This window comes from Polaromonas sp. P3_B1, assembly GCF_056402935.1.
In genome coordinates this window covers 1-24268 of the sequence record NZ_JBFUGK010000041.1, presented here as the reverse complement: position 1 = coordinate 24268, position 24268 = coordinate 1, and the positions used below count along the sequence as shown (strand labels likewise).

Genomic DNA, 24268 nt, shown 5'->3' with positions numbered 1-24268 from the left:
GGCATGTGAAAATAGAGGAGCGGCATCAGCCCTTGAACTGGTCCTTGAGCCCGGCCCAGCAGCCGGCATAAGCGGTGTCGAGCGCGCCGCCCTGCATGGCATAGGCCGTGGGGATAAAGCGGTAGCGGCTTTCGAACATAAAGGCCAGGGTGTTGTCCAGCTTGTGCGGCTTGAGATCGGCCGCGCTGGCTTTTTCAAAGGCCTCGGTGTCGGGGCCGTGCGGCACCATGCAGTTGTGCAGCGAGGCGCCGCCGGGCTTGAAGCCCTCGGGCTTGGCGTCGTACTGGCCGTAGACCAGGCCCATGAACTCGCTCATGAGGTTGCGGTGGTACCAGGGCGGGCGGAAGGTGTCCTCGGCCACCAGCCAGCGCGGCGGGAAGATCACAAAGTCGCAGTTGGCCGTACCCGGCGTGTCCGAGGGCGAGGTCAGCACGGTGAAGATGGACGGGTCCGGATGGTCGTAGCTGATGGAGCCTATGGTCATGAAATGCGCCGTGTCGTACTTGCAGGGCACCAGGTTGCCGTGCCAGGCCACCACGTTGAAGGGGCTGCGCGGCTGCGTGGCCGACCACAAACGGCCGCCGAACTTCTTGATGATTTCGTAGCCCTTGCCAGGCTCGTCGTCGGCATCAAATGCCGCCACGGGCGCAAGAAAATCACGCGCATTGGCCAGGCCGTTGGAGCCTATGGGGCCCAGCTCGGGCAGGCGGAAATGTGCGCCGTAGTTCTCGCAGATGTAGCCGCGCGAGGCGCCGTCGGGCAGAGCTACGCTGAAGGCCATGCCGCGCGGCAGCACGGCGATTTCACCGGGCTTCACGTCCAGGATGCCGAGCTCGGTGGTCAGCACCAGCCGGCCCTGCTGCGGCACCAGCAGCATCTCGCCGTCGGCATTGACCAGCGCGCGCCGCGCCATGGAGCGGTTGGCGACGTACATGTGCGCGGCCATGCCGGTCTGGGCCTCGGCATCACCGTTGGCCGCCACGGTGCGCAAGCCGTCGACAAAATCCAGCGGCTCCGCGAGAATCGGGAAAGGGTTCCAGCGCAAGGGATCGGGCGGTACGGCCACGCCGCCCGCGGCGCCTGTCGTCCACTGCGGCTGGGCGTAAGGCTGGTAACCGCCCACCACCACCGACGGCTGCCGGCGGTACAGCCAGGTGCGGCGGTTCTCGGCGCGCGGCGCGGTAAAGGCCGTGCCCGAAATCAACTCGGTGTACAGGTCGTGCGGCGCGCGCTGCGGGCTGTTGCGGCCCTCGGGCAAGGCGCCAGCGACGGCTTCGCTGGCGAACTCATTGCCAAAGCCGGACTGGTAGCGCAAAGAGGTGTTCGTGTTCATTGTGGTCTCTCCAAAATTCCCATGTCATTCTTCGCCGGTGTCTTCAACTGCGCCGCCGTCGGCCCTGGCCTTGGCGATCAGCCGGTCGAAAAAATCGCTGAGCTGCTCGCGCTCAGCCGCGCTCAGCACGCCAAAAATATCCTGGTTGCGCCGGCCCACCACCTGCATGGCGCGCTGCCAGGCGGCCTTGCCTTTGGGTGTCATGGTCAGCACCACACCGCGGCCGTCGGTCGGGCTGGCGGTCTTGACGACCAGGCCCTGCTCCACCAGCGACTGCGCGGCCCGGCTGGCCTGGCCTTTGTTGAGGTTGGCCTTTTGTGCGAGGTCGTTGACCGACAGCGGCGCGAAGGTGCCGACCGCCGTGAGGCAGCGCCCGTCGCTCATCGACAGCCCGGCCCCGGCCACATAGGCACGCTGGCTTTCCAGGTCGGTCAGCTTGTGCAGCAGATGCAGGCGGTAGGTCAGGGTTCTGTCGAGCTTGATCATGCGGGCACCGGCCTCAATTAATGGTTGCGCTCGCAACTATAAACCGATCCGGTTGCGCCCGCAACCATTTATTCGACGACCTCCGGAAGGCCCGGAGGCGGCCTCCTCTGTGACTAGTTCCGCACCACGGTCATCTGGCCGCGCACTTCGCCAGCGGGATAGGCCGCCGTATGGATATTGGCATACCACCGGCCTGCCATCAGGTCGGCCGCCTGGGCGGCTGTCAGCGTTGCGCTGCCATCCATGGGACTCTTCAGGGGGCTGGCCCATCCCAAGGCCACGCCGGCGTTGGCGCCAATGGCGGCGGGGCCGTGAAAGTGCCCGGCCGTTGCGGGCCCGGTGAGACGGGTGTAGTTGACCTTCCAGCGAAGCAGATTGGTGCTGGGGTCGAACACCGCATCGACCGAGCCGCTGCCGGAGCTGGCATTGGCGGGCACTTCATTGGCGCCGCGAAGCTGCGTGGTGAAAGCGACCAGGCTGGATTGCTTGTTCATCACACCGCAGCCGGTGATAGCGGCAGCGACCACCGCCAGGGCGGCCAGGGACAGTCGGGTGGCGGTACGGCGTGAAAGCATGGGTCGGCTCCTTGAAAAGTTGCAGCCGATTGTGCGTGTCTCACCCCGCCCGCACCCGTAGGACAAACCCCATGCAAACAGTCGGTTCCGGACGACGCCCACCACCCAGCGCACGCCGACACGCCTGCCTGCGTGTGAACCAGAAACTGCCGTGATAGCGCACTCGCAAGAAAGACAAACACACCATGGCATCTCGCATTCTCTGGAAAGGCGCCATCACCTTCGGCCTGGTCCACATCCCCGTTGCGCTGCATTCGGCCACGTCGGAAAGCGGTGTGGACTTCGATTGGCTGGACAAGCGCAGCATGGACCCGGTAGGCTACAAGCGCATCAACAAGCGCACCGGCAAAGAGATCACCCGGGAAAACATCGTCAAGGGCGTCGAGTACGAGGACGGCCAGTACGTGGTGCTGTCCGAGGAAGAGATCAAGTCGGCCTACCCCAAAACCACCCAGACCATAGAGATCGAAAGCTTTGTCCCCAACACCGACATCCCGTTCGTGTACCTGGAGCGGCCCTACTACATCTCGCCCATCAACAAGGGCCAGAAGGTCTACGCGCTGCTGCGCGACACGCTGCTCAAGACCCAGCGCGTGGGCATCGCCCGCGTCATCATCCAGACCAAACAACACCTGGCCGTTCTGGTGCCTTCCGGCCCGGCGCTGGTGCTGAACCTGCTGCGCTGGGGCGCCGACATCCGTTCACTCGAAGAACTCGACCTGCCGCCCGTTGGCGCCAAGGCGGGCCTTTCCGCCAAGGAGCTGTCCATGGCCAAACAGCTGGTGGACGACATGACCGGCAAATGGGACCCGAAGCAGTTCACCGACTCCTTCAAGGACGACATCATGACGCTGGTCAAGCGCAAGGCCAAGGAAGGCAAGCTGGAGAGCGTGGTGCAGCCGGAAGAATCCGGGGAGCCCGAAGCCCGTTCCGGCGCCAAGATCATTGACCTGACTGAGCTGCTGCAGCGCAGCCTGCGCAAAGGGGGCGGCGATGCGCCCAAAGCCAAGGCCGCCGCCAAGGCGCCCGCACGCAAAAAACCCGCGGCCAAAACCAAGGCGCGCGCCGCCTAGGCGGCCCCACGCGCAACCCTGGCCATGGACGACCGCGACTCCCTCAAAAGCTACCGCGCCAAGCGCGACTTTTCACGCACGCCCGAGCCCGCCGAGGGCGGCACGCGCTCGGACAAGTCTCTGCGCTTTGTGATCCAGAAACACGACGCGCGCGCGCTGCACTACGACTTTCGCCTGGAGCTGCAAGGCGCGCTCAAAAGCTGGGCCGTGCCCAAGGGCCCCAGCCTGGATCCGGCCGTCAAGCGCATGGGTGTGCGTGTCGAGGACCACCCGATTTCCTACGCGGGATTTGAGGGCAGCATTCCGGCCAGACAATACGGCGCGGGCGACRTGATCGTCTGGGACCGCGGCCTCTGGACGCCGCATGGCGACCCCGCAAAAAGCCTCAAGGCCGGCAAACTCAAGTTCGAACTGCACGGTGAAAAGCTCAAGGGCGGCTGGACGCTGGTGCGCATGCACGGCCGCGGCGACGAAAGCCACGAGCCCTGGCTGCTGATCAAGGAGCGCGACGAGTACGCCCGCACGGAAAAAGAGTACGACGTGGCGCAGGCGCTGCCCAACAGCGTGCTCTCGGGCCGGCCTCTGCCTCGCGATGCCACCGAAAAATCCGGCAAGGTCTCAACGAAAGCAACAAAGCCAGTTGCCACCGCAAAAAAGAAAACCACCCTCAACAAGGCCACGACCGGCCTCCCCGAAGGCGTGGTCGAGGCGAAATTGCCCGAGATACTGGCCCCGCAACTGGCCACGCTGGTGGCGGCCCCGCCGGCCGACCCGCAAGGCTGGGCCTATGAAATCAAGTACGACGGCTACCGCCTGCTGGCCCGCATCGAGGGGGACTCGGTCCGCCTCATGACGCGCAACGGCAACGACTGGACTAGCAAGCTGTCCAGGCTGGCCGAAGCGGTGGCCGCGTTGGAGATTCCCTCGGGCTGGGTCGACGGCGAAATCGTGGTGATGAACGAGCATGGCGTACCGGATTTCGGTGCGCTGCAAAACGCGTTTGACCACGCGAGCACGGCCCGCATCGTCTACTACGTGTTCGACCTGCCCTACTTCGACGGGCTGGACCTGCGCCAGCTGCCGCTTTCCCAGCGCCGCGAACTGCTGTGCGCGCTGGTCACCCGCCATCCGCAGGAGAGCATCCGCTTTAGCGAGACTTTTGAAGAGACGCCGCAAGCGCTGCTGGAATCGGCGCGGCAAGCCGGGCTCGAAGGGGTGATCGGCAAACGCATGGACTCCGCCTACGTCTCGCGCCGCTCGCCGGACTGGATCAAGCTCAAGACCCAGCTGCGCCAGGAGTTTGTGATCGCCGGCTACACGGCACCCAAGGGCTCGCGCACCGGCCTGGGCGCGCTCATGCTGGGCGTGCATGACGAGAGCGGCGTGCTGAAGTACGCAGGCAATGTCGGCACTGGTTTCAACGAGAAGGTGCTCAAGGACCTCAAGGCACGGCTGCAAAAAATCCATACCGACCGCAGCCCTTTCGCGGCAAAACTGCCTGCCGGAGTCAAGGGCCAATTCGTCAAGCCCCAGTTGCTGGCCGAAATCGCTTTTGGCGAGTGGACGCACGGCGGCCACATCCGCCACTCCGTGTTCCAGGGCCTGCGCAGCGACAAGCCCGCCAGCCATATCGTCCGTGAAAAACCCGCCGCCTTGCAACGCGGCAAGAAAGGCGCCGCCGTGAATCCCGCCAAAAAATCCGCCGCAGAAAAACCCAGTGCGAAAAGCAACGAGCAAGGCAGCCCGAAAGCCCCGGCGAAGACACCGGCCAAACGCACCCCGGCCGCGCTCAAGTCCCTGCGCATCACCCATGCTGACAGGGTGATAGACCGCAGCACCGGCTTCACCAAACAAAACGTGCTCGAGCATTACGCGCAGGTCGCGACACTGATGCTCCCCCACCTCAAGGCGCGCCCGACCTCCCTGGTGCGCGCGCCCTCGGGCATAGGCGGCGAGCTGTTTTTCCAGAAGCATGCGGAGGCCGCTTCGATTCCCGGTATCAAGCTGCTGGACCCTGCGCTCGACCCCGACCACGACCCGCTGCTGGAAGTGCCCAACGCTGCCGCGCTGCTGTCCGCCACGCAGCTCAACGTGATCGAGTTCCACACCTGGAACGCCACGGCGCGCGCCATTCACAAGCCCGACCGCATGACCCTGGACCTGGACCCGGGCGAAGGCGTGGCCTGGCCCCAGATGCAGGAGGCGGCGCAATTGGTGCATGCCTTTCTCGATGAACTGAAGCTGTCCAGCTTCCTCAAGACCAGCGGCGGCAAGGGCCTGCACGTGGTGGTGCCGCTCAAGCGGCAATACGACTTCGACACTGTGAAGGATTTTTCGCTGGCGCTGGTAAAGCATCTGGCCGCCGTGATTCCCCAGCGCTTTGTCGCCAAGAGCGGCCCCAAGAACCGGGTCGGCAAGATTTTCCCGGACTACCTGCGCAACGGCTTCGGCGCGACCACGGTGTGCGCGTGGTCGCTGCGCGCGCGCCCCGGCCTGGGCGTGTCGGTGCCGGTGGCCTGGGACGAACTCGAATCGCTGACCGGCGGCGCGCACTGGACGGCGCAAACCCTGGGCGGCCGGCTGGCTGTGGGCAACACACCTTGGGACACGTACGAGGCCTCGCGCAACAGCCTGACCGCCGCCATGAAGCAGGTCGGGTTCAAGCCGACTCGGTCAACCTGAATTAACGAGGTGTCGTCCGCCTCCTACAGCGCCATGGCCAGCGGCCCGACATCGCCGACCCGGAGCCTGCCCTCAAATGCATGTGTGGCGAGCCGTCCTTCGTCGTTGCACCTCTTTCACAGGCCGCCCACTTTGCATTCACCCTTATCCACACTTCAAGGAGAACCGGTATGCCTTCCCATCAGGACAAATCCAAAAGCAACAACCCCCAAGCCCAGGACAAACAGCAGCAGCAAAGCGGCCAGCGCAACCAGCCCGGCCAGCAGGACCGGCAGAACGCCAACCAGGCCGGCGATGCGCAGCTGAACCAGGGCCAAGGCCAGCGTGCCAGCGCGCAGCAGGACCAGCAGTCCTCCCGGCAAAAGCAGTCCGGCAACAAAACAGAGCGTGATGAAAACATGCAGCCCGATGACAGCGGCAGCGGGCAGTCGGGACGCAGCAACAACTGATCAGCGACCGCATCACGGACCAGCCATGAGATAAAGACAAGTGGAGGCCATGTGCCTCCACTTTTTTGCGCCCCCAGCGGGCCCTTGCGAGGCATCCCATGAACCAGCCGGACGAAATGGATTTGACGCTTTACCTGCAGACTGAAGGCCGGCGCCTGGCGGCCGAACTTGCGAAGCGGCAGCCGGCCCCATTCGAGTCGCCCTCCTCGACCCAGCAACAATGCGCCGCGACGCAGCCCGGCATCCAGCGCCCGGCGCGCAGCCTCAGCGAAGCGCTGCAACGCATGGGCGTGGCGGGCGCGCATCCCCGCCGCCGCCTGTAGGTGGCCGCCGCGACTTGACCTTGGGCGCTGGCCTTGCGCCCATGCGCGTCCTATCATTTCAGGCAGCGCAACAGCATGCGCCAGGAGACACCATGAAGCCCCTCTTACCCTTCACACTGGCCGGTTTGCTGCTTTTGTCGGCATGCCCCGACACCAAGTCGCCCAAAGCTCCTCCCAAAGTGCCCGAACCGAAAGCCGCGAGCGCCTCGCCGCAAGCCCTCTTCACGCAGCCAACAGCGACCTCGCGCGCATGAAGGCTTTCCGCTCGGCCTCGTCCATCGCGGGGTGGGCCCTGTTGGGCTGTGCAATGCTGGCCGGCTGTGCCAGCCTCAGAGGCACGGACCCGGCCGCACAGCGTGTCACCGTCGAAGGACGGGCTTACCTGATCAGCGCGCTGACCGCCGGCACCTGGACAGCCACCTCACCCACCGCCAGTCCCATCGCTACCAGCTCCTCGGGGCGTGCCGCCTTGCTGCAGGCGATTGAGCAGCACTCGGGCTGCAAGGTCACTGACGTCGACTACTCGCGCGGCGGCATGCAGCTGGATGCGCAGGTTGACTGCGCGAGCCGGCTGAAAAACTAGGGCCTGTTGGCACTGTGCTTGCAAATGCGAATGCAAGCACAGCGTCAACAGACCCTGGACAGGTAAAAAAAGGGGCAGCCTGCGCCGCCCCCGGTTTGCCGAACCTCGAGTGTCGGCAAGAAATCATTCAAGAATCGTTTTTTGACAGCGCCTTATTTCGAGGCCTTCAGCGCATCGCGCAAGGCCTTGATCTGGTCATGGTTGCGCTGCGCGCCCTGAGCCTGGCGCTCCACCACAGTCCGGATGGCCTGCGGCAGGTTTTGCTTCAAGGCCTTGCGGTAACGCGCCAAGGCGGCATCTTCGCCGCGCTCGCATTCATTGAGCATGGCCTGGTCGCTGTAGGCGCTCAGCGTGGCGCGCACCGAAACCCAGCCGCGGTGCAGCGCGCCGCTGACGGAACCGCCCTCGTCTGGCTTGCCGTCCAGCTGGCGTATCAGGGTCTGCAGCTCCAGGCCAGCGGCGCGGCATTCACCTGAATGGCGGTGCAGCAAGACCTTGATGTCTTCGGAGCGCGAGTGCTCGGCGCATTCTCGGAAACCGTATTCACCATCGCGGCAGGATTCGAGCAGGTCGTTGAGCGTGTCGATGATCTCCTCGTCGTCCGCCACGCCTGTCGTGGCGCCCGCGTTGCCGGTGTTGCTGAAGGTGCCGATCCGTTCGTCGGCGCGGCTCCATGCGGCGCGGCTGGCCGTCCGGGCTTGCGGCCAGCTCAAGGTGGAACGCTCCCTGTGGGTTTCCCAGCGCGTGGCAAGACCGGTCTCGGCCTCTTCGAAGGAGCCGGTGTATTCGCGCCGGCCCTGCACCCCCAGCCGGTAGGCCGGCGCATAGTCGTCAAAGGGCCTGCCGCTTTCGTAATAGGGCTCGCGGGTGTGGTTGTCGCGCCAGTAAGCTTCCTCAGCTGTCGGGTCAAGTGCCTCGGCGGCTTCCTTGCCGCCCAGGCCACCGGCAACCGCGCCCACAATGCCGCCGACAATGGCGCCGGCGGGGCCGGCCACAGCGCCGGCAGCCGCACCCGCGGCAACACCGCCCATGGCGGCGCCTACACCGGTGCCGACGGGATGTGCCCCGGGTTCTTTGCTGATGGGATCAAGGTTGGCGTCATGCTCTTTGGCCATGGTGTATCTCCTTTGTGTCGAGTACGTCGTGTACAGGTTTGAAAGACATCCGGACCACTCACTGCATGCGTGGCCTGGACACTGGAGACCATGGTCACCCGCTCCGCGGGGCCCCGCGGTCAGGCAAGCACAAACAGGTATGTAGGAGAGCGCCGCGCACCCAACGCCGGTAATTTATGCATCGAGCTCCGGGTAGCGGCGGAAGATGCCGTCCTCGTTGAAGGGAATGCGCCGCTCGCTCGCCAGGTAGGCGGCCACGCGCCGGTGCCGCGCGACGCGGTCGTGCAGGTCCATCACGTGTGGCGCTTTTTTCAGGGCACGGCGGGCCGCCTTGGGAAAGGCATAGCGCAATCCCTCCACCAGCTGGAACAGCGAGAGGTCGGCGTAACTGAGGCGCCCGCCCACCAAGTGCGCACTACCGCGCGGGTTGCGCGCCAGCACGGCTTCAAACCAGGCCAGGAATTTGCGGATGCGCGCGGTCCTGAATTCCTTGGCGCGCCTGAGCGCTTCCTTCTTCTGGTCTTCGTAATAGAGGCCTGTGCCCACCGGGTGGTGGGTGTCGTGCGCTTCGGCCACGACGTCGGCAATCGTGAGCTGGATCTGGTGTGTCCACACACGTGCCGTTTCGCTTTTCCCAACCAGGCCCAGGCGCGGGCCCAGGTAGAGCAGGATGGCCGACGACTGGCCGACGATGGTCTTGCCGTCCACCAGGAAAGGCGGCGCGAAGGGCGGCTGCCGCACACCGGCGCTCTCGATGAAATGCATCATCGCGGGAATGCCCTGGCCATCACCTTCGCAGCCGCGCGCCACATCCACATAGTCGGCGCCGGCAGCCTCCAGCGCGAGCCGGACAAATTCGCCGCGGCCCTGGATCGTAGGCCAGTAATGAAGTTCGTAAGGCATGGATGAAAACTCCTGTGAGGGTCTCATTCATTCTGCGTGAAGCGCGGGCTTGAATCCGCGGAAAACGCCGATGCGTCCCCTTGTCCTACAGGCAGGTTGCCCACCTCCCCACAAGTTGCCGTCCGCGCGGGGCCTACCTTGAAATGGCCCGCAAGCGCGCCCTGTCCCGGGTCGCGCCTGGCGGACTTTTACTTTTGGAGTTCCACATGACCGCCTTCGCCTCCGCCGAATCCCTGCACGGCAAAACCCTGCGCTGGAGCTTCAGGGACGGCCCAACCAAGGGCCTGACCTTTGAGCATATTTTTTCGGGCGACGGTGGCGTCACCTGGCGCAGCACCGGCCCGGGCGCCAAGGACCACCACGAAAACGCCAGCGCCGCCGTGAAAGTCTCGGACGACGTGCATGTGGTGTCCTACCTCTCGGCGGAAAGCGGCTACACCATCACGGCGGTGCTCAACCGCAAGACCGGCACGGCCACAGGTTTTGCCTCCAACGGCAAGGACTGGGTCCAGCAGTCGGGCAGCTTCGAGGTGCTGGGCGAAAACCGCGCCTAGCCGGCCGCGGCGATCTGCCGCAACGCCTGCTCAAACACTTCCACGGGCTGGCCGCCCGAAATCAGGTGGCGGTCGTTGATGATGACGGCCGGCACCGAATGGATGCCCTGCGTCAGGTAGAACTGTTCGCGCTCGCGCACCTCGCGCGCGTACTCGCCTGAAGCCAGCACTTCCCGCGCGCGAGCTTCGTCCAGCCCGGCTTCGGCCGCGGCCTTGGCCAGCACTTCGTGCGATGCGGGGCTCTGGCCGTCGGTGAAATAGCGTTGGAACAACAGCTCTTTGAGCGCCTTCTGCTTGTCCGCGCCTTCCAGCTCGGCCCAGTGCAGCAGGCGGTGCGCGTCAAAGGTGTTGTAGATGCGGCTGCGCCCGCCGCCGGGCTCGTCGGCCATGCTGAACTTGAAGCCGACCTGGGCGCCACGGGCGCGGATGTTCTCGCGGTTGGCCTGGGCCTGGGCCGGCGTGATGCCGTATTTCTCGGTGATGTGCTCGGTGATCTCCTGGCCCTCAGGCGCCATTTTGGGATTGAGCTCAAAGGGCTGGAAATGCAGCTCGGCCTGGATATCGCCGCGCACGCGCTCCAGCGCCTGGTCCAGCGACTTCAGGCCGATGACGCACCAGGGGCAGGAAACGTCGGACACAAAATCGATCTTGAGTTGGGTGGTCATGGGAAGGTCTTGAGAAGTTGTTGCAGGTGTTCCACCGGCCTGATTTTGGCCCGCAGCAGGGCAGCTTGCGGTTCGCCCCGGGATATTCAAGTACCCGGTGCGTGGTTAATCCCCGGCCGTCCCCGCTGCTCGCCATCTTCTGTGGCAGCCCGTTTCAAGAAACTGTCACACAAGCTTCCTAAGATTCCGGCAGCGTAGCGGCCCTGCCCTGCCCTGCGCTTCGGCGCGGGCACACCGCCGCTTCGCATCATTCCCCACCTGAAACTGGAACACACAACAATGTCCGACCTGGCCACCCCTTCCCTTCCCTCACGCCGCACCGCCCTGAAGTTCCTGGCGACCGCGCCCATGCTGCCGCTGGGGGCACTGGCCTCCAGCACCCTGTTGTCAGGCTGCGCCACCGGCAGCGGACCTGCCGCCGCGGGCAATTACCTGTCGTCCAGCTTCACCTCCATGGCCGCGCCCTCGCTGGCCGACACGGCCGCCATGGCCACCACCACCGTGGGCTCCAGCCTGCAGGTCCGGCTCAAGGACAACAGCACGCAAAGCTACCGCCTGGCCTACCAGCCCTTCTTCGTGACCGGCGACATGGTGCCGGACGGCAAGGGCGGCACCATCCTGAGCGGCGGCTATGTGGACATCAACAACAAGCCGATCATCGACCGCTCGGTCCCGGGCAAAGAGCGCCAGATGTTCTCCGACTCGCCCGACGGCACCTCGCTGCTGGGCCTGCCCGACGCCAATGTGCCCGGCGTCAAAGGCAAGGCGGTGTTTGCCGTGGTGCAGTTTGAATACACCACGCGCGACCAGGCCGGTGCCGACGCCTACGGCAACCTGCCCTCGCCCATCGCCGTGCTCACGCTGGACCAGGACCAAGCCACCGGCAAGCTCAGCCTCGTGAAATACCACAACGTSGACATGTCCAARGCGCAYGGCCTGTGGATCACCTGCGGCGCCAGCCTCTCGCCCTGGAACACCCACTTGTCCAGCGAAGAGTACGAACCCGACGCGCCTTTCGCCGCCGAAAGCGCGCAATTCAAGAAATTCAGCAAGAACGTCTACGGCGACGAAACCAAGGCCAACCCCTACCACTACGGCCACCTGCCCGAAGTCACCGTGCACCCCGACGGCACCGGCACGGTGAAGAAGCACTACAACCTGGGCCGCATCTCGCACGAGCTGGTTCAGGTCATGCCCGACAACCGCACCGTGCTGATGGGCGACGACGCCACCAACAGCGGCCTCTTCGTCTTTGTGGCCGACCGCGAAAAAGACCTGTCGTCAGGCACGCTCTACGTCGGCAAGCTGGGCAGCGGTTTCTCGGTCGACCCGGCGGCTGAAGGTGCAAAAATTTCCTGGATCAAGCTGGGCCACGCCACGAGCGCCGAAATCGAAAAAATGGCCGACACGCTCAAGCCGTCCGACATCATGACGGTGCACAAAACCGACCCATCGGACGCCAGCTTCACCAAGGTGTTTTACGGCGGCAACGCCAACTGGATCAAGATCAAGCCCGGCATGGAAAAAGCCGCCGCCTTCCTGGAAACCCACCGCTATGCCTACCTCATGGGCGGCAGCATGGGCTTTTCCAAGATGGAAGGCACCACCGTCAACATCAAGGACAAGATCGCCTACTCGGCGCTGCAGAACATGCAGGACTCCATGGTCAAGACCGGCAAGGGCTGGAATGCGACCAGCGGCATCGCGCTCGACAAGGCGCTGATCGCCGGCGGCGTGATGATGCACAAGCTGGACGGCGGCCAGAAGGACTCGGCCGGCAACGCCATCAACAGCGAATGGATGCCGGTGCACACCAAGGCCCTGCTGGTCGGTGAAGACATCGCCGGCGATGCGCTGGGCAACAAAGCCAACCCCAACATGGTGTCCAACCCCGACAACCTGAAGTTCTCGGAAAAAATGCGCACCCTCTTCATCGGTGAAGACAGCAGCACCCACGTCAACAACTTCATCTGGGCCTACAACGTCGACACCAAACAGCTGTCGCGCCTGATGTCCATGCCCTCGGGGGCCGAAGCCACAGGCCTGCATGTGGTGGACGACCTCAACGGCTGGACCTACATCATGAGCAACTTCCAGCACGCCGGCGACTGGATTCCCGCTCTGCACGGCAAAGTGCAGGCCACGCTGGACCCGCTGGTGCGCGCGAACTACAAGGACCGCTTTGGCGCGGCCGTGGGCTATCTGACCGCCGACCCGAGCAGCATCAAGTTGGGTTAAGTGCGGGCCGCTCTCTCAAGAGCCGCGGCCAACCTCACCACCGTTCGTCCTGAGCCTGTCGAAGGGCCCATCCTGAGCTTGTCGAAGGGCTTCGACAAGCTCAGCCCGAACGGTGTTCGGTGACAAGTACGACAAACGGGGCGGCGGTCGGCCGCCTGCTGCTGTGCATCGTTACACCCTTCTTCCCTAGAATGCCGTGAAGCCCGCGGCGTCGTTGCCCGGGCACATCCACAGCCCACCGGGAACACCATGCACTACCGCCACGAAGACCTGATTGACTACGCGCAATCCCTGCTCACCGCTGCCGGGCTTGAGCCGGCCAAGGCGAGCGCGGTGGCTGAAATCCTCGTCGAGGGCGACCTCATGGGCCACAACACCCACGGCCTGGCGCTGCTGCCGGGTTATCTCGGCGAGCTCGAGTCGGGTTCCATGGAAAAACTGGGCGCGCCCACCGTGCTGGCCGACCACCCCGCCGCCCTCACCTGGGACGGCCGCCGCCTGCCCGGCCCCTGGCTGGTGCTGCAAGCCATGGCGCTGGCCGCCGAACGCGCCGCCACCCAGGGCAGTTGCACCGTGGTGATACGCCGCAGCCACCACATCGCCTGCCTGGCCGCTTACCTCAAACGCGCCACCGACAAAGGCCTGCTGATGCTGCTGACCTGCTCGGATCCGAACACCGCCAGCGTCGCGCCCTTCGGCGGGCTGGACGCCGTGTTCACGCCCAACCCGATCTCGGCCGGCATTCCCACCGGAGGCGTGCCGGTGCTGATGGATGTCTCGACCTCGGCCACCACCAACGGCATGACCAACCGCCTGCACAAGGAAGGCAAGCGCCTGCCCGCCGCGTGGGTCATGGACGGCCACGGCGCGGCCAACGACAACCCCTCGGTGCTGTTTGAAGAACCCAAGGGCACCATACTGCCGCTGGGTGGCATGGACTCCGGCCACAAGGGCTACGGCCTCACGCTGCTGGTCGAAGCCCTGACCGGCGGCCTGGCCGGCCACGGCCGCGCCGACGCCAAGGAAGGCTGGGGTGCCACGGTGTTCCTGCAGATCCTGGACCCGCGCGCCTTCGCCGGCCTGCAGGCCTTCGAGCGGCAGACCGGCCACGTCGCCGATGCCTGCCGCGCCTCGCGCCCCGCGCATGCAGGCACGGCCGTGCGTACACCCGGCGAAAAAGGCATCGCGCTGGCGGCAAAGCAAAAGCAGGCCGGCGTGGCGCTCTACCCGTCCATACTGCCGGCGCTTTCCAGCTGGGCCATCAAGCTCGGGGTGGCGGAGCCGGTCGCCGCCCACTGACGACTGGTCCCGCATTCGGGAAGAAACCGCACCAGCCGGCCGGCACCGCACTTTTCTGCCCGCAGTAGCTATAAACGCCCACCGGCGCCCCGCCGGTAAATCCTTCGCGTTACACAAGCTCTCCAAAAGCCCGGCGCACCCCCCGCAAGCCGGGGGTTTGTCCCTAGACGGGGATTTTTCGGCTTTCACATAATTAGTGCGTCGTTCAAACTAATTCAAAGGTGCTGCGTTTGCAGCGGAACGATCACGGGATTTAGCTGACTTCAAAACCACATGCCCGACCGGGCAGAAAACATCGGAGACATTCCATGAAATTGAAAGCTTCCCTTACCGCAATGGCACTCAGCCTGGCCGCCGCCGGCGCATTTGCGCAGGTGACGGTAGGCGTCAGTTGGTCCAACTTCCAGGAGGAACGCTGGAAAACCGACGAAGCCGCCATCAAGACCCAGCTTGAAAAACTGGGCGCCAAGTACATCAGCGCCGATGCCGCGGGCTCTCCCGAAAAACAGCTGGCCGACATTGACGGGCTGATGGCCAAGGGCGCCAAGGTGTTGATCGTGCTGGCCATGGACAAGGACGCCATCCTGCCCGCCGTGAACAAGGCGACCAAACAGAAAGTGCCGGTCGTCGCCTACGACCGCCTGATCGAGGCGCCCGGCGTGTTCTACATCACCTTCGACAACAAGGAAGTGGGCCGCATGCAGGCACGCGCCGTGTACCAGGCCAAGCCCAAGGGCAACTACGTGATGATCAAGGGCTCCCCTACCGACCCGAATGCCAATTTCCTGCGCGAAGGCCAGCAGGAAATCATTGACGCGGCCGTCAAGAAAGGCGACATCAAGATCGTGGGCGAGGAATACACCGAGGGCTGGAAGCCCGAAGTCGCGCAGAAAAACATGGAGCAGATCCTGACCAAAAACGGCGGCAAGGTCGACGCCGTGGTCGCCTCCAATGACGGCACCGCCGGCGGTGTCGTGGCGGCGCTGAGCTCCAAGGGACTCAAGGGTGTGCCGGTGTCGGGCCAGGACGGCGACTTTGCCGCCCTGAACCGCGTGGCCATGGGCACCCAGACCGTCTCGGTGTGGAAAGATGCGCGCGACCTCGGCAAACAGGCCGCCACCGCGGCGGTCAATCTCGGCGCCGGCAAAAAGGTCGAGGGCGCGACCTCCTGGAACGGCGGCGAGAAAAAGGTCGCCCTGCAAGCCCAGTTCCTGAAACCGGTGCCCATCACCCGCGACAACCTCGACGTGGTGGTCAAAGCCGGCTGGATCAAGAAAGACGAGCTCTGCAAGGGCGTCACCGGCAACGTCGCCGCCTGCAAGTAAGACCGGCAATACAGGCTTTCAACCCCCCGCTCCCCGTTCTGCGCAAGCAGGCAAGGCGGCCGGCCTGTGGGCCGCCCGGGAGCGCTGCATCCTCAAAGCCATGCAATTTCCCGTTCGATTCCCGCGCAACGCCGCTGTCGACTGGCGGCTGGTCTTCATGGGCGGCGTGCTTGCCGTCATGGCGGGCGTCTTCCAGGTCCTCTCGGGCGGCGTTTTCCTGTCGCCCGAAAACCTCTACAACATCGCCCAGCAAACCGCCGTGGTGGGCATCGTGTCCACCGTCATGGTGCTGATCATCGTGTCGCGGCATATCGACTTGTCGGTCGGCTCGGTGATCGGTTTTGTCGGCGTGCTCATCGCCTACCTGCAATACACCCTGGGATGGTCCTGGCCCGTGGCCTCGCTCGCAGGGCTGGCCGCCGCGCTCGTGGTGTCGGTGTACCAGGGATGGCTGACCGCCATGCTCGGTGTGCCGTCTTTCGTGGTCACGCTGGGCGGCTTGATGTCCTTGCGCGGCGCGGCCTTCCTGGTGGCCGACGGCAAGACCCAGCCCGTCAGCGACGAGACTTTCCTGCAGCTCGGTGGCGGCTATGACGGCGGCATCGGAGTGACCGCCACCTGGGTGCTGACCGCCCTGGTCAGCCTGGTGCTGGTGCTGCGCGTGCTGTTGCGCCGCCGCGCCTCGGCGCGCCACGAGATGCCCAACCAGCCTGTATGGGTGGACGTATTGCTGGTGGCCGCACCCGTGATCCTGCTGGCCGCATTTGCCGCGGCCATGAACAGCTACACGGTCACCAACAAGGAAGCCCCCCAGGGCATCCCGATACCGGTGCTGATCTGGGCCGCCGTGGCGGTGGTGATGTCTTTCATCTCCCAGCGCACCCGTTTCGGCCGCTATGTCTACGCCATGGGCGGCAACCCCGATGCCGCGGTGCTGGTCGGCATACCGGTCAAGCGCGTCACGCTCATGCTGTTTGCCCTGCTTGCCGTGCTGATCACCATCGCGGCCATCGTGTCGGTGGCTCGCCTGAACGCCGGCACCAACTCGCTGGGCACCGGCATGGAGCTGTTCGTGATCGCCGCCGCCGTCATCGGCGGCACGGCGCTCGCCGGCGGCAGCGGCACCATCATCGGCTCGGTGCTGGGCGCGCTCATCATGCAGTCGCTGGACAGCGGCATGCTGCTGCTGGATGTCTCCATCGGAAAACGCATGGTCATCATCGGGCAGGTGCTGATTGTCGCGGTGGTGTTTGACGTGCTCTATCGCAAGTGGGCGCAGGAAAGCTGAGATGCAAGCCATACCAACCATGCAAGCCACGCCAGCCCTGCAAACCGGCAACGAACCGCTGGTCCAGTTCAAGGACATCCGCAAGGCCTTTGGCGGCGTTCATGCCGTGGACGGCGTGAACCTGAACCTTTACCCCGGCGAGGTGGTCGCCGTGCTGGGCCATAACGGCGCGGGCAAATCAACGCTGATGAAAATGCTGGCGGGCGCCTTCCCCATCGATTCAGGCGAGATCCAGGTGATGGGGCAGAAAGTGAATCTCCGGACCCCGGCCGATGCACAGCAGCAAGGCATAGAGACCATCTACCAGACGCTGGCGCTGGCCGACAATCTCGACGCCGTGGCCAATCTCTTTCTGGGCCGCGAAAAAATGACGGCGTGGAACACCCTGGACGACTACTTCATGGAGGCGCAGGCACGCAAGGTGTTCGGCCGCCTGAATAAAAACTTCACCAACATCCACACCCCCGTGCGGCGCCTGTCCGGCGGGCAGCGCCAGGTGGTGGCCATCTCGCGCGCCATCTATTTCAACGCCCGCATTCTGATCATGGACGAACCCTGCGCCGCCCTGGGCCCGGAGGAGTCCGCCATGGTGGCCAACCTGGTGCTCCAGCTCAAGGCCGAAGGCGTGGGCATTTTCCTGATCACGCACGACATGCAGGATGTGTTCGCGCTCAGCGACCGCCTCGCGGTGATGAAAACCGGCCGCCTGATCGGCACCTACCGCACGGCCGACCTCAACGAAGACCAGATCCTCGGCATGATCATCGCCGGCAAGCAGCCTGAAGGCCGCGCGCAGGCTCCGCACCGTATCGCCTGAACCAGACCCAACCCCAGCCCATGAAACCCACAGGCGACCAGCAACTCGTCAAGCGCATCAACCGCAGCATACTGATGCGCCTGCTGCGCAACCAGCCCGGGCGCTCGCGTGCGCAGCTGGCCAATTACAGCGGGTTGACCAAGTCGACGGTCAGCCTGCTGGTGCGCGAGCTCATTGATGAAGGCTGGCTCAGCGAAATCAGCATGGCCGCCGCAAGCGGCGTGGGGCGGCCCTCCACGCCCCTGCAGATCGACTGCCGCTCCCGGGGCCTGATCGGCGTGGAAGTGGCCGTCGACACCCTGCGCGTGGTGAGCGTGTCGCTGTTGGGAAAGGTGCTGTGGTCAACGGAGCAAGCCTTGCGCACCACCAAGCCGCAAGACGTCTGCGGCCAGATCGCCGAACTCACGGTGACGGCCCAGGCCGAGCTGGTGTCGCGCGGCACGCAGCTCTCCGGCGTGGGCATAGGCCTGCCCGGGGCGTTTGACGAAACCACAGGCGTGCTGCGCTTCGCCCCCAACCTCGGCTGGCGCAACGTGGATTTTCTGCCGATGATCACCAAGGCGCTGGCCCATGCGGGCCTGCCTCCGGTGCCGGTGCACGTGCAAAACGAAGCCGACGCCGCCGCGCTGAGCGAATACGAATTTTCAGAAAACGACGGCAAGGACTCGCTGATCTTTGTAAGCTGCGATGTGGGCGTGGGCGCGGGCATTGTGCTCAACGACCGGCTGTTCACCGGCATGCGGGGCATGGCCGGCGAAATCGGCCACAGCGTGCTGGAGCTCGACGGCCCCGCCTGCTCGTGCGGGCGGCGCGGCTGCGCCGAGGCCTTCATCGGCTCACGCGCGCTGGGCAAGCTGGCGGATGCCAAGCGCTCGGGGCACTACCTGGGCGTATTGCTGCAAAACCTCTGGACCACCTTTGACCCCAGCGTGCTGGTGGTGGGCGGCTCCTCATGCCAGCGTTTTCCCGACATGGTGCGGGTTGCCCAGGAAACGCTGCAAAGCTATGCCACCGACGCCGGCGTCGCCGCGCCCATGGTGCGCGTCGCTCGCTACGGCCTGCTGGCCGCGGCCGTGGGCGCCGCCGCGCTGGTGCTGCACCAGTACCTGCGCCCCATGCACCCGCGCGGCCGCCTCGTGGGCCAGGGCCTTCCTGCGCGGGACCCGTCGCCGCTCCAGGCGCAGCACGCCTGAACGAGCCGGCTTGCCAGCAGTAGGCCTGCGCTGACACGTATCAGCGCCTCTTCCCGATAAGCCGCGGCCGGCCCGGCATGCACAGTGGGGCCACAACATTTTTGGAGAAGAAAAAATGTCTTTTGCTTTGTACATGGTCGGTTTTGTCATCTTCCTGGCGGGCATTATCTGGGGTGCCGTGGTCGCCGGTGTGCCGCATCTCTACATCGGCATCGGCGCGCTGATCTTCCTGGGCATAGGCATCTTCAGCGCCGTCAGCCGCACGCGCAGCAAAGACCCGTCCTAAATGCGGCACGCCGGCATTTCCGGCCAGTTTTCCGCTATCGCCTCGCCGGTCTCCGGCTAGTCCGCCGACGGCTCCTGCGCCAGCAAGGCTTGCCGGAGCTGCGCCAGTACGGCGCTCGCGGCGCGTAGTTGGCCCTCGTCCATCGAGGCCGCCAGCGCATTGGCCCACACCTTCTGACCTTCCTGTATGGTGCGCAGCGCCTTGCGCCCTTTGGGCGTGAGCCGCAGCAGCTTGGCTCGCGCATGCGCCGGGTTGTCTTCATAGGCGGTCAGCCCGTCCGCTTCCAGCAAATCCGCCACGCGCTGCACGCTTTGCCGGGTCAGGTTCATGGCCCTGGCGATTTGCGCCACGGACAAGGGCGCATCCTCCACCGCAGCCAGCACCTGCCAGCGCGCCGAGGTTTGTCCCGCCGGCGCCGCCAGCGCATCACCCGCCGCCGTCAGCAAACCATTGAGCTGCATCACCTGCACCACCAGCCAGCTCAGGGTGTTGGCCGCCGGCGTGCGCTCAACTTCCCGGGTGGCGGCCACCAATTTGACAGCATGCTGTCGTTTATCTATAATTCCAGACATGACAACATTCTGTCATATCTCCCTTGTCAACATCCACCCACCTGAAAGGAATGCCCCATGCTGAAAACCTATACCGGAAGCTGCCACTGCGGCGCCGTCCGTTTTGAAGCCGACATCGACCTCAGCAAGGGCACCGGCCGTTGCAATTGCTCCATCTGCACCAAAACCCGCAACTGGGGCGCCATCATCAAACCCGACGCCTTCCGGCTGCTCGCCGGYGAGGGTGAACTGAGCGACTACCAGTTCGCCACCAAAAGCGGCCATCACCTGTTTTGCAAGCATTGCGGCGTACGGCCTTTCGGCCGGGGCTATGTCGAGCAGATAGGCGGCGACTATGTGTCCATCAACGTGGCCGCGCTGGACAACGCCGAGCCGGCCGAACTCATCGCCGCGCCGGTCAACTACTCGGACGGGCGCAACAACGCCTGGTGGAACAAGCCCGCCGAAACACGGCATCTGTAGGGCTCAGGCGCGGGCGCTTGCCCGCGCAGACTCATGGAATTGGGACAGCTTCATGCGCCATACGACGTAGGCGCGTTCGCATGCCATGTAGTGGCCATGTCTCACATGCGCGGAAATTCCCAAGCGTAGTGTTGCAGCACGCCCGGACAAACAAACGCCGGGCGTAAAAACCAACACCTAAACCGCCCTTTTCCGGAGAAACCATGAAGCTCAACCATCTCGCGCCCCTTGCCGCAGCGACCCTGCTGGCCTGCCTCAGTCCCGGCGCCCTGATGGCGCAAACCACGACCTCGATGTACGACATACCCAACCCATCCTGGTACATCATGCCGCAGGTCACCGTGGTAGACCCGGACTCCCGGTTCAACGGCAACAAGAACCTCAGCGGCCTCGGCCTGCGTTTCGGCAAGGCGGTGTCTCCCTCCTGGGACATGCAGATAGGCGGCAGCATAGCCCGCGCCAACAACAACGGCCGGCGCTTTGAGCAGGACACGCTGGGCGTCGACGGGCTGTACATGTTCAACCGCAGCAGCAATTTCAGGCCCTTCCTGCTGGCCGGTATAGGCGCCGAACGGGACAAGCTGCCCAATGCCAGCAAGACATCGCCCTACCTCAACCTCGGCCTGGGCTTCCAGCTGGGGCTGTCCGACCAGTGGTTCATGCAGGCAGACCTGAGGCGGACCCGTACCTATCTTCGCGGCAACACCTTCGGCTTTGACCACGCCAACACCAACACCGTGAACGTCGGCCTGAGTTATTACTTCGACAAGCCGGCGCGCCCGGTGGTCGCGCAGTACACCCCGCCGCCAGCACCCGAGCCAATGGTCACCGCACCGCCACCTCCTCCCCCGCCGCCTGCACGCTTCGAAAAGGTGACGCTGTCGGCCACCGAACTGTTCGCCTTTGACAGCGCCGAACTGGCGAGCCCGCAACCCAAGCTTGACCAGATCGCGCAAACCCTGACGGGCGGAAATTTCAACGGCAACATCACGGTGACCGGCTATACCGACCGCATCGGCTCGGATGCCTACAACCAGAAACTGTCGCAACGCCGCGCGGACGCAGTGAAGAGCTACCTGGGCAGCAAAGGGGTCAACACCGGCCGGCTGACCGCCATCGGCAAGGGCGAAAGCAACCCGGTCGTGACCTGCAATGACCGCAAGCTCAAGGACCTGATCGCCTGCCTGGCGCCCAACCGCCGCGTAGAAGTCGAGGAAATCGTCATCGAGCGCCGCGTCAACTAAAAGGTCGAGCCGTATCCTTGGCGAAAGCCGGCACCTGCCGGCTTTTGCTTTTCCTGGGGCTGCACGGCAAGGTGTTTCGTGAAGCGGGGCTTGTGCGCGAACGCCTATTTCGCGCCCAGGCCCATGGCGCGTGAGATCACTTCCTTCATGATTTCATTGGTACCGCCGTATATGCGCTGCACCCGCGCGTCGGCATAGGCGCGCGTGATCGGGTATTCCCACATATAGCCGTAGCCGCCGAAGAGCTGCACACATTCGTCCATCACCTTGCATTGCAAATCGGTGCACCAGTACTTGGCCATGCTGGCGGTCGCGGTGTCCAGCTTGTCCTGCGCCACCAGCTCCGCGCATTTGTCGACAAACACGCGCGCCACCTGCACCTCGGTCTGCAGCTCAGCCAGGGTGTAGCGCGTGTTCTGGTAGCTGGCCACCGGCTGGCCGAAGACCTTGCGTTCCTTCACATAGGCCAGCGTCCAGTCGATTGCCGCCTGCGCGGAAGCCACGGCCGTGATGGCGATTTGCATACGCTCCCAAGGCAGTTGCTCCATCAGGCAGATAAAGCCGCGGTTCTCATGCGCCTGGCCGCCCAGCAGGTTTTCCGCCGGCACTTTCACGTCGGTAAAGAACAGCTCCGAGGTGTCCTGCGCCTTCATGCCCAGCTTCTTGAGGCGCTTGCCGGTTTCAAAGCCCGGCATGCCGCGCTCCACCAACATCAGGCTGGTGCCCCTGGCGCCGGCGGCCGGATCGGTCTTGGCCACCACAATCACCAGGTCGGCATGCCAGCCGTTGGTGATAAAGGTCTTGCTGCCGTTGAGCAGATAGCTGCCGTCGGGCTGCTTGAGCGCCGTGGTTTTCACGCCCTGCAGGTCCGAGCCGGCCGCCGGCTCGCTCATGGCGATGGCGCCCACCATCTCGCCGCTGGCCAGTTTGGGCAGGTATTTCTTTTTCTGGGCTTCCGTGCCGTAGTGAAGGATGTAAGGCGCGACGATTTCGCTGTGCAGGCTGTAGCCGATGCCTGTAAAGCCGCCGCGGCCCAGTTCCTCCATCTGGACCACCGAATACAGCTTGTCGGCGCCCGCGCCGCCGTATTCCTCGGGCATGGTCATGCACAAAAAACCGTTCTCGCCGGCCTTGTTCCAGACCTTGCGGTCCACATAGCCCTGCTCTTCCCACTGCTCGTGGAAGGGCGCGATTTCCTTGTCCATGAAGCGGCGGAAGGCGTCGCGAAAGGCTTCGTGGTCGGAGCTAAAGAGGCTGCGTTCGATCATGGTGTCACCTGTGGGGAAAACCTGGAGTATTTATACAAAGCGTCTGCTTTGTGAAATGAATATACTTCATGAGCCTCCCCGCCCGCCTCCGAATCATCCCTGCCCTCCCCGAGGAAACACCCATGAGCACCGAAGCCTTTATCTACGATGCCATCCGCACGCCGCGCGGCAAAGGCAAAAAAGACGGCAGCCTGCATGAGGTCAAGCCCGTCAACCTGCTGGCGGGTGTGCTGACCGAGCTGCAGCAGCGCAACGGCTTTGACACCGCCGCCGTCGACGACGTGGTCATGGGCGTGGTCTCGCCGGTCGGTGACCAGGGTGCCGTCATCGCCAAGGTGGCCGCGCTCAAGGCCGGCTGGGACTTCCGTGCCTCGGGCGTGCAGGTCAACCGCTTTTGCGCCTCTGGTCTGGAAGCCGTCAACCTGGCCGCGCAGAAAGTGCGCTCCGGCTGGGAAGATCTGGTGGTGGCCGGCGGTGTCGAAAGCATGAGCCGCGTGCCGATTGGCGCCGACGGCGGCGCCTGGGCGCAAGACCCCGAAACCAACAGCGCGACCCTGTTTGTGCCCCAGGGCATAGGTGCCGACCTGATCGCCACACTGGAAGGTTTCAGCCGCGCCGACGTGGACGCCTTCGCGCTTGAAAGCCAGCAACGCGCCGCCAAAGCCCGCGCGGCCGGCTACTTCACCAACGCCATCGTGCCGGTGAAAGACGCCCTGGGCCAGACCATCCTGGGCGAGGACGAATTCATCAAACCGCAGACCACGCTGGAAGGCCTGGCTTCGCTCAAGCCCGCCTTCGACCAGCTGGGCGCCATGGGCTTTGACGCCGTGGCGCTGCAGCGCTACCCGCAGGTCGAGCGCATCCAGCATATGCACCACGCCGGCAACTCGTCGGGCATCGTCGACGGCGCGACCGCCGTGCTCGTCGGCTCGGAAGCCGCCGGAAAAACCCACGGCCTCAAGCCGCGCGCCCGCATCGTCGCCGCCGCGCTCAGCGGCGCGGACCCCACCATCATGCTCACCGGCCCCATGCCCGCCACCCGCAAGGCACTGGCCAAGGCCGGCCTCACAGTGGACCAGATCGACCTGTTCGAAGTCAACGAGGCCTTTGCCGCCGTGGTGATGCGCTTCATGAAAGAGATGAAGGTGCCGCATGAGAAAGTCAACGTGAACGGCGGCGCGATCGCCATGGGTCATCCGCTGGGCGCCACCGGCGCGATGATCCTGGGCACGCTGGTCGACGAGCTGCACAGGCGCAAGCTGCGCTACGGCCTGGCCACGCTGTGCGTGGGCGGCGGCATGGGCATCGCGACCATTGTGGAGCGCGTCTAGCCTCCTTGCCGTTCGGTCGCCTTCCCACAGTCATCTCGAGCCCTTCGACAAGCTCAGGGCGAACGGAGAGAACATGAAAACCATCCAGTACCAAATCGACGACGGCATTGCCACCATCACCTTCGACGAGCCCGACTCTCCCGTCAACACCATGTGCCTGCAGTGGCAGGAGGACCTCAGCGAAGTCACCGCCCAGGTGGTGAA

25 protein-coding genes are annotated in these 24268 nt (G+C 64.7%); 17 read left to right on the top strand and 8 right to left on the bottom strand.

Annotation, left to right across the window (positions count from 1 at the left end; genetic code table 11):
* Positions 1-25: 25 nt before the first annotated feature.
* The 3 genes from hmgA to AC1DXS_RS20495 all read right to left on the bottom strand — a co-directional run bounded on the left by hmgA (position 26) and on the right by AC1DXS_RS20495 (position 2394).
* Entirely contained in the window at positions 26-1333 is a 1308-nt protein-coding gene (hmgA, locus tag AC1DXS_RS20505; RefSeq protein ID WP_477739303.1) for a homogentisate 1,2-dioxygenase, read from the bottom strand.
* Positions 1334-1357: 24 nt separating this feature from the next.
* The gene (locus tag AC1DXS_RS20500; RefSeq protein ID WP_477739302.1) at positions 1358-1819 is read right to left on the bottom strand and encodes a MarR family winged helix-turn-helix transcriptional regulator; all 462 of its coding nucleotides are present in this window, start codon (positions 1817-1819) and stop codon (positions 1358-1360) included.
* Between the two features lie 113 nt (positions 1820-1932).
* Positions 1933-2394 carry a CHRD domain-containing protein gene (locus AC1DXS_RS20495; protein WP_477739301.1) on the bottom strand — a complete coding sequence of 154 codons (462 nt, stop codon included), beginning with the start codon at positions 2392-2394 and terminating at the stop codon, positions 1933-1935.
* Between the two features lie 185 nt (positions 2395-2579).
* On the opposite strand from AC1DXS_RS20495, the gene ku reads away from it, so the two are divergent.
* The 6 genes from ku (at position 2580) to AC1DXS_RS20465 (ending at position 7504) form a co-directional block, all read left to right on the top strand.
* Positions 2580-3467, top strand: a complete 888-nt coding sequence (ku, locus tag AC1DXS_RS20490) for a non-homologous end joining protein Ku (RefSeq protein WP_477739300.1) — start codon at positions 2580-2582, stop codon at positions 3465-3467.
* A gap of 24 nt (positions 3468-3491) precedes the next feature.
* A complete protein-coding gene (gene ligD, locus AC1DXS_RS20485; protein WP_477739299.1) occupies positions 3492-6149 on the top strand; it encodes a DNA ligase D in 2658 nt (885 codons plus the stop codon).
* 170 nt (positions 6150-6319) lie between these two features.
* Positions 6320-6598, top strand: coding sequence for a hypothetical protein (locus tag AC1DXS_RS20480; RefSeq protein ID WP_477739298.1), 279 nt, complete (start codon positions 6320-6322; stop codon positions 6596-6598).
* Between the two features lie 98 nt (positions 6599-6696).
* A complete protein-coding gene (locus tag AC1DXS_RS20475) occupies positions 6697-6921 on the top strand; it encodes a hypothetical protein (protein ID WP_477739297.1) in 225 nt (74 codons plus the stop codon).
* A gap of 92 nt (positions 6922-7013) precedes the next feature.
* Positions 7014-7175 (top strand): hypothetical protein, encoded by a 162-nt coding sequence (locus AC1DXS_RS20470; protein ID WP_477739296.1) that lies wholly within the window; start codon positions 7014-7016, stop codon positions 7173-7175.
* Positions 7172-7504, top strand: a complete 333-nt coding sequence (locus AC1DXS_RS20465) for a hypothetical protein (RefSeq protein WP_477739295.1) — start codon at positions 7172-7174, stop codon at positions 7502-7504. Before AC1DXS_RS20470 ends, AC1DXS_RS20465 begins: the two co-directional genes overlap by 4 nt.
* Before the next feature lie 152 nt (positions 7505-7656).
* Here AC1DXS_RS20465 and AC1DXS_RS20460 read toward each other — a convergent pair whose 3' ends face one another.
* Together AC1DXS_RS20460 and AC1DXS_RS20455 are read right to left on the bottom strand one after the other, a co-directional pair.
* Positions 7657-8619, bottom strand: a complete 963-nt coding sequence (locus AC1DXS_RS20460; RefSeq protein WP_477739294.1) for a ferritin-like domain-containing protein — start codon at positions 8617-8619, stop codon at positions 7657-7659.
* Between the two features lie 174 nt (positions 8620-8793).
* Entirely contained in the window at positions 8794-9522 is a 729-nt protein-coding gene (locus tag AC1DXS_RS20455; protein ID WP_477739293.1) for a glutathione S-transferase, read from the bottom strand.
* Positions 9523-9728: 206 nt separating this feature from the next.
* Between AC1DXS_RS20455 and AC1DXS_RS20450 the strand changes: the two genes are divergently transcribed.
* Positions 9729-10076 carry a MoaF N-terminal domain-containing protein gene (locus tag AC1DXS_RS20450; RefSeq protein ID WP_477739292.1) on the top strand — a complete coding sequence of 116 codons (348 nt, stop codon included), beginning with the start codon at positions 9729-9731 and terminating at the stop codon, positions 10074-10076.
* On the opposite strand, the gene AC1DXS_RS20445 is transcribed toward AC1DXS_RS20450, so the two are convergent.
* Positions 10073-10741, bottom strand: a complete 669-nt coding sequence (locus AC1DXS_RS20445) for a DsbA family oxidoreductase (RefSeq protein ID WP_477739291.1) — start codon at positions 10739-10741, stop codon at positions 10073-10075. The two genes, AC1DXS_RS20450 and AC1DXS_RS20445, sit on opposite strands and share 4 nt — an antisense overlap.
* 279 nt (positions 10742-11020) lie before the next feature.
* Between AC1DXS_RS20445 and AC1DXS_RS20440 the strand changes: the two genes are divergently transcribed.
* The 7 genes from AC1DXS_RS20440 to AC1DXS_RS20410 all read left to right on the top strand — a co-directional run bounded on the left by AC1DXS_RS20440 (position 11021) and on the right by AC1DXS_RS20410 (position 19187).
* Positions 11021-12979: a PhoX family protein gene (locus AC1DXS_RS20440; protein WP_477739290.1), complete on the top strand. Its 1959-nt coding sequence runs from the start codon at positions 11021-11023 to the stop codon at positions 12977-12979.
* A 249-nt stretch (positions 12980-13228) separates the two neighbouring features.
* Positions 13229-14278 carry an Ldh family oxidoreductase gene (locus AC1DXS_RS20435; RefSeq protein WP_477739289.1) on the top strand — a complete coding sequence of 350 codons (1050 nt, stop codon included), beginning with the start codon at positions 13229-13231 and terminating at the stop codon, positions 14276-14278.
* A gap of 308 nt (positions 14279-14586) precedes the next feature.
* Positions 14587-15603, top strand: a complete 1017-nt coding sequence (xylF, locus tag AC1DXS_RS20430) for a D-xylose ABC transporter substrate-binding protein (RefSeq protein WP_477739288.1) — start codon at positions 14587-14589, stop codon at positions 15601-15603.
* 157 nt (positions 15604-15760) lie between these two features.
* Positions 15761-16891 carry a sugar ABC transporter permease gene (locus tag AC1DXS_RS20425; protein WP_477739331.1) on the top strand — a complete coding sequence of 377 codons (1131 nt, stop codon included), beginning with the start codon at positions 15761-15763 and terminating at the stop codon, positions 16889-16891.
* Between the two features lies 1 nt (position 16892).
* Positions 16893-17708: an ATP-binding cassette domain-containing protein gene (locus AC1DXS_RS20420; protein ID WP_477739287.1), complete on the top strand. Its 816-nt coding sequence runs from the start codon at positions 16893-16895 to the stop codon at positions 17706-17708.
* 20 nt (positions 17709-17728) lie between these two features.
* Positions 17729-18901, top strand: a complete 1173-nt coding sequence (locus tag AC1DXS_RS20415; protein ID WP_477739286.1) for an ROK family protein — start codon at positions 17729-17731, stop codon at positions 18899-18901.
* 115 nt (positions 18902-19016) lie between these two features.
* Positions 19017-19187 carry a hypothetical protein gene (locus AC1DXS_RS20410; protein ID WP_477739285.1) on the top strand — a complete coding sequence of 57 codons (171 nt, stop codon included), beginning with the start codon at positions 19017-19019 and terminating at the stop codon, positions 19185-19187.
* Between the two features lie 56 nt (positions 19188-19243).
* On the opposite strand, the gene AC1DXS_RS20405 is transcribed toward AC1DXS_RS20410, so the two are convergent.
* A complete protein-coding gene (locus tag AC1DXS_RS20405) occupies positions 19244-19759 on the bottom strand; it encodes a MarR family winged helix-turn-helix transcriptional regulator (RefSeq protein ID WP_477739284.1) in 516 nt (171 codons plus the stop codon).
* Positions 19760-19816: 57 nt separating this feature from the next.
* Here AC1DXS_RS20405 and AC1DXS_RS20400 point away from each other — a divergent pair, with 57 nt between their 5' ends.
* Positions 19817-20221: a GFA family protein gene (locus tag AC1DXS_RS20400; protein WP_477739283.1), complete on the top strand. Its 405-nt coding sequence runs from the start codon at positions 19817-19819 to the stop codon at positions 20219-20221.
* 203 nt (positions 20222-20424) lie between these two features.
* Complete coding sequence (locus tag AC1DXS_RS20395; protein WP_477739282.1) at positions 20425-21465, top strand: OmpA family protein; 1041 nt, start codon at positions 20425-20427, stop codon at positions 21463-21465.
* Between the two features lie 104 nt (positions 21466-21569).
* On the opposite strand, the gene AC1DXS_RS20390 is transcribed toward AC1DXS_RS20395, so the two are convergent.
* Entirely contained in the window at positions 21570-22733 is a 1164-nt protein-coding gene (locus AC1DXS_RS20390) for an acyl-CoA dehydrogenase family protein (protein ID WP_477739281.1), read from the bottom strand.
* A gap of 122 nt (positions 22734-22855) precedes the next feature.
* Here AC1DXS_RS20390 and AC1DXS_RS20385 point away from each other — a divergent pair, with 122 nt between their 5' ends.
* Positions 22856-24064: an acetyl-CoA C-acetyltransferase gene (locus AC1DXS_RS20385; protein WP_477739280.1), complete on the top strand. Its 1209-nt coding sequence runs from the start codon at positions 22856-22858 to the stop codon at positions 24062-24064.
* The last annotated feature ends 204 nt before the right edge of the window (positions 24065-24268 follow it).

Excerpts from the sequence above, each read along its gene's own strand:
- hmgA (WP_477739303.1), bottom strand. The coding sequence starts at position 1,333 with ATGAACACGAACACCTCTTTGCGCTACCAGTCCGGCTTTGGCAATGAG.
- AC1DXS_RS20500 (WP_477739302.1), bottom strand. The coding sequence starts at position 1,819 with ATGATCAAGCTCGACAGAACCCTGACCTACCGCCTGCATCTGCTGCAC.
- AC1DXS_RS20495 (WP_477739301.1), bottom strand. The coding sequence starts at position 2,394 with ATGCTTTCACGCCGTACCGCCACCCGACTGTCCCTGGCCGCCCTGGCG.
- ku (WP_477739300.1), top strand. The coding sequence starts at position 2,580 with ATGGCATCTCGCATTCTCTGGAAAGGCGCCATCACCTTCGGCCTGGTC.
- AC1DXS_RS20480 (WP_477739298.1), top strand. The coding sequence starts at position 6,320 with ATGCCTTCCCATCAGGACAAATCCAAAAGCAACAACCCCCAAGCCCAG.
- AC1DXS_RS20475 (WP_477739297.1), top strand. The coding sequence starts at position 6,697 with ATGAACCAGCCGGACGAAATGGATTTGACGCTTTACCTGCAGACTGAA.
- AC1DXS_RS20470 (WP_477739296.1), top strand. The coding sequence starts at position 7,014 with ATGAAGCCCCTCTTACCCTTCACACTGGCCGGTTTGCTGCTTTTGTCG.
- AC1DXS_RS20465 (WP_477739295.1), top strand. The coding sequence starts at position 7,172 with ATGAAGGCTTTCCGCTCGGCCTCGTCCATCGCGGGGTGGGCCCTGTTG.
- AC1DXS_RS20460 (WP_477739294.1), bottom strand. The coding sequence starts at position 8,619 with ATGGCCAAAGAGCATGACGCCAACCTTGATCCCATCAGCAAAGAACCC.
- AC1DXS_RS20455 (WP_477739293.1), bottom strand. The coding sequence starts at position 9,522 with ATGCCTTACGAACTTCATTACTGGCCTACGATCCAGGGCCGCGGCGAA.
- AC1DXS_RS20450 (WP_477739292.1), top strand. The coding sequence starts at position 9,729 with ATGACCGCCTTCGCCTCCGCCGAATCCCTGCACGGCAAAACCCTGCGC.
- AC1DXS_RS20445 (WP_477739291.1), bottom strand. The coding sequence starts at position 10,741 with ATGACCACCCAACTCAAGATCGATTTTGTGTCCGACGTTTCCTGCCCC.
- AC1DXS_RS20435 (WP_477739289.1), top strand. The coding sequence starts at position 13,229 with ATGCACTACCGCCACGAAGACCTGATTGACTACGCGCAATCCCTGCTC.
- xylF (WP_477739288.1), top strand. The coding sequence starts at position 14,587 with ATGAAATTGAAAGCTTCCCTTACCGCAATGGCACTCAGCCTGGCCGCC.
- AC1DXS_RS20425 (WP_477739331.1), top strand. The coding sequence starts at position 15,761 with ATGGGCGGCGTGCTTGCCGTCATGGCGGGCGTCTTCCAGGTCCTCTCG.
- AC1DXS_RS20420 (WP_477739287.1), top strand. The coding sequence starts at position 16,893 with ATGCAAGCCATACCAACCATGCAAGCCACGCCAGCCCTGCAAACCGGC.
- AC1DXS_RS20415 (WP_477739286.1), top strand. The coding sequence starts at position 17,729 with ATGAAACCCACAGGCGACCAGCAACTCGTCAAGCGCATCAACCGCAGC.
- AC1DXS_RS20410 (WP_477739285.1), top strand. The coding sequence starts at position 19,017 with ATGTCTTTTGCTTTGTACATGGTCGGTTTTGTCATCTTCCTGGCGGGC.
- AC1DXS_RS20405 (WP_477739284.1), bottom strand. The coding sequence starts at position 19,759 with ATGTCTGGAATTATAGATAAACGACAGCATGCTGTCAAATTGGTGGCC.
- AC1DXS_RS20395 (WP_477739282.1), top strand. The coding sequence starts at position 20,425 with ATGAAGCTCAACCATCTCGCGCCCCTTGCCGCAGCGACCCTGCTGGCC.
- AC1DXS_RS20390 (WP_477739281.1), bottom strand. The coding sequence starts at position 22,733 with ATGATCGAACGCAGCCTCTTTAGCTCCGACCACGAAGCCTTTCGCGAC.
- AC1DXS_RS20385 (WP_477739280.1), top strand. The coding sequence starts at position 22,856 with ATGAGCACCGAAGCCTTTATCTACGATGCCATCCGCACGCCGCGCGGC.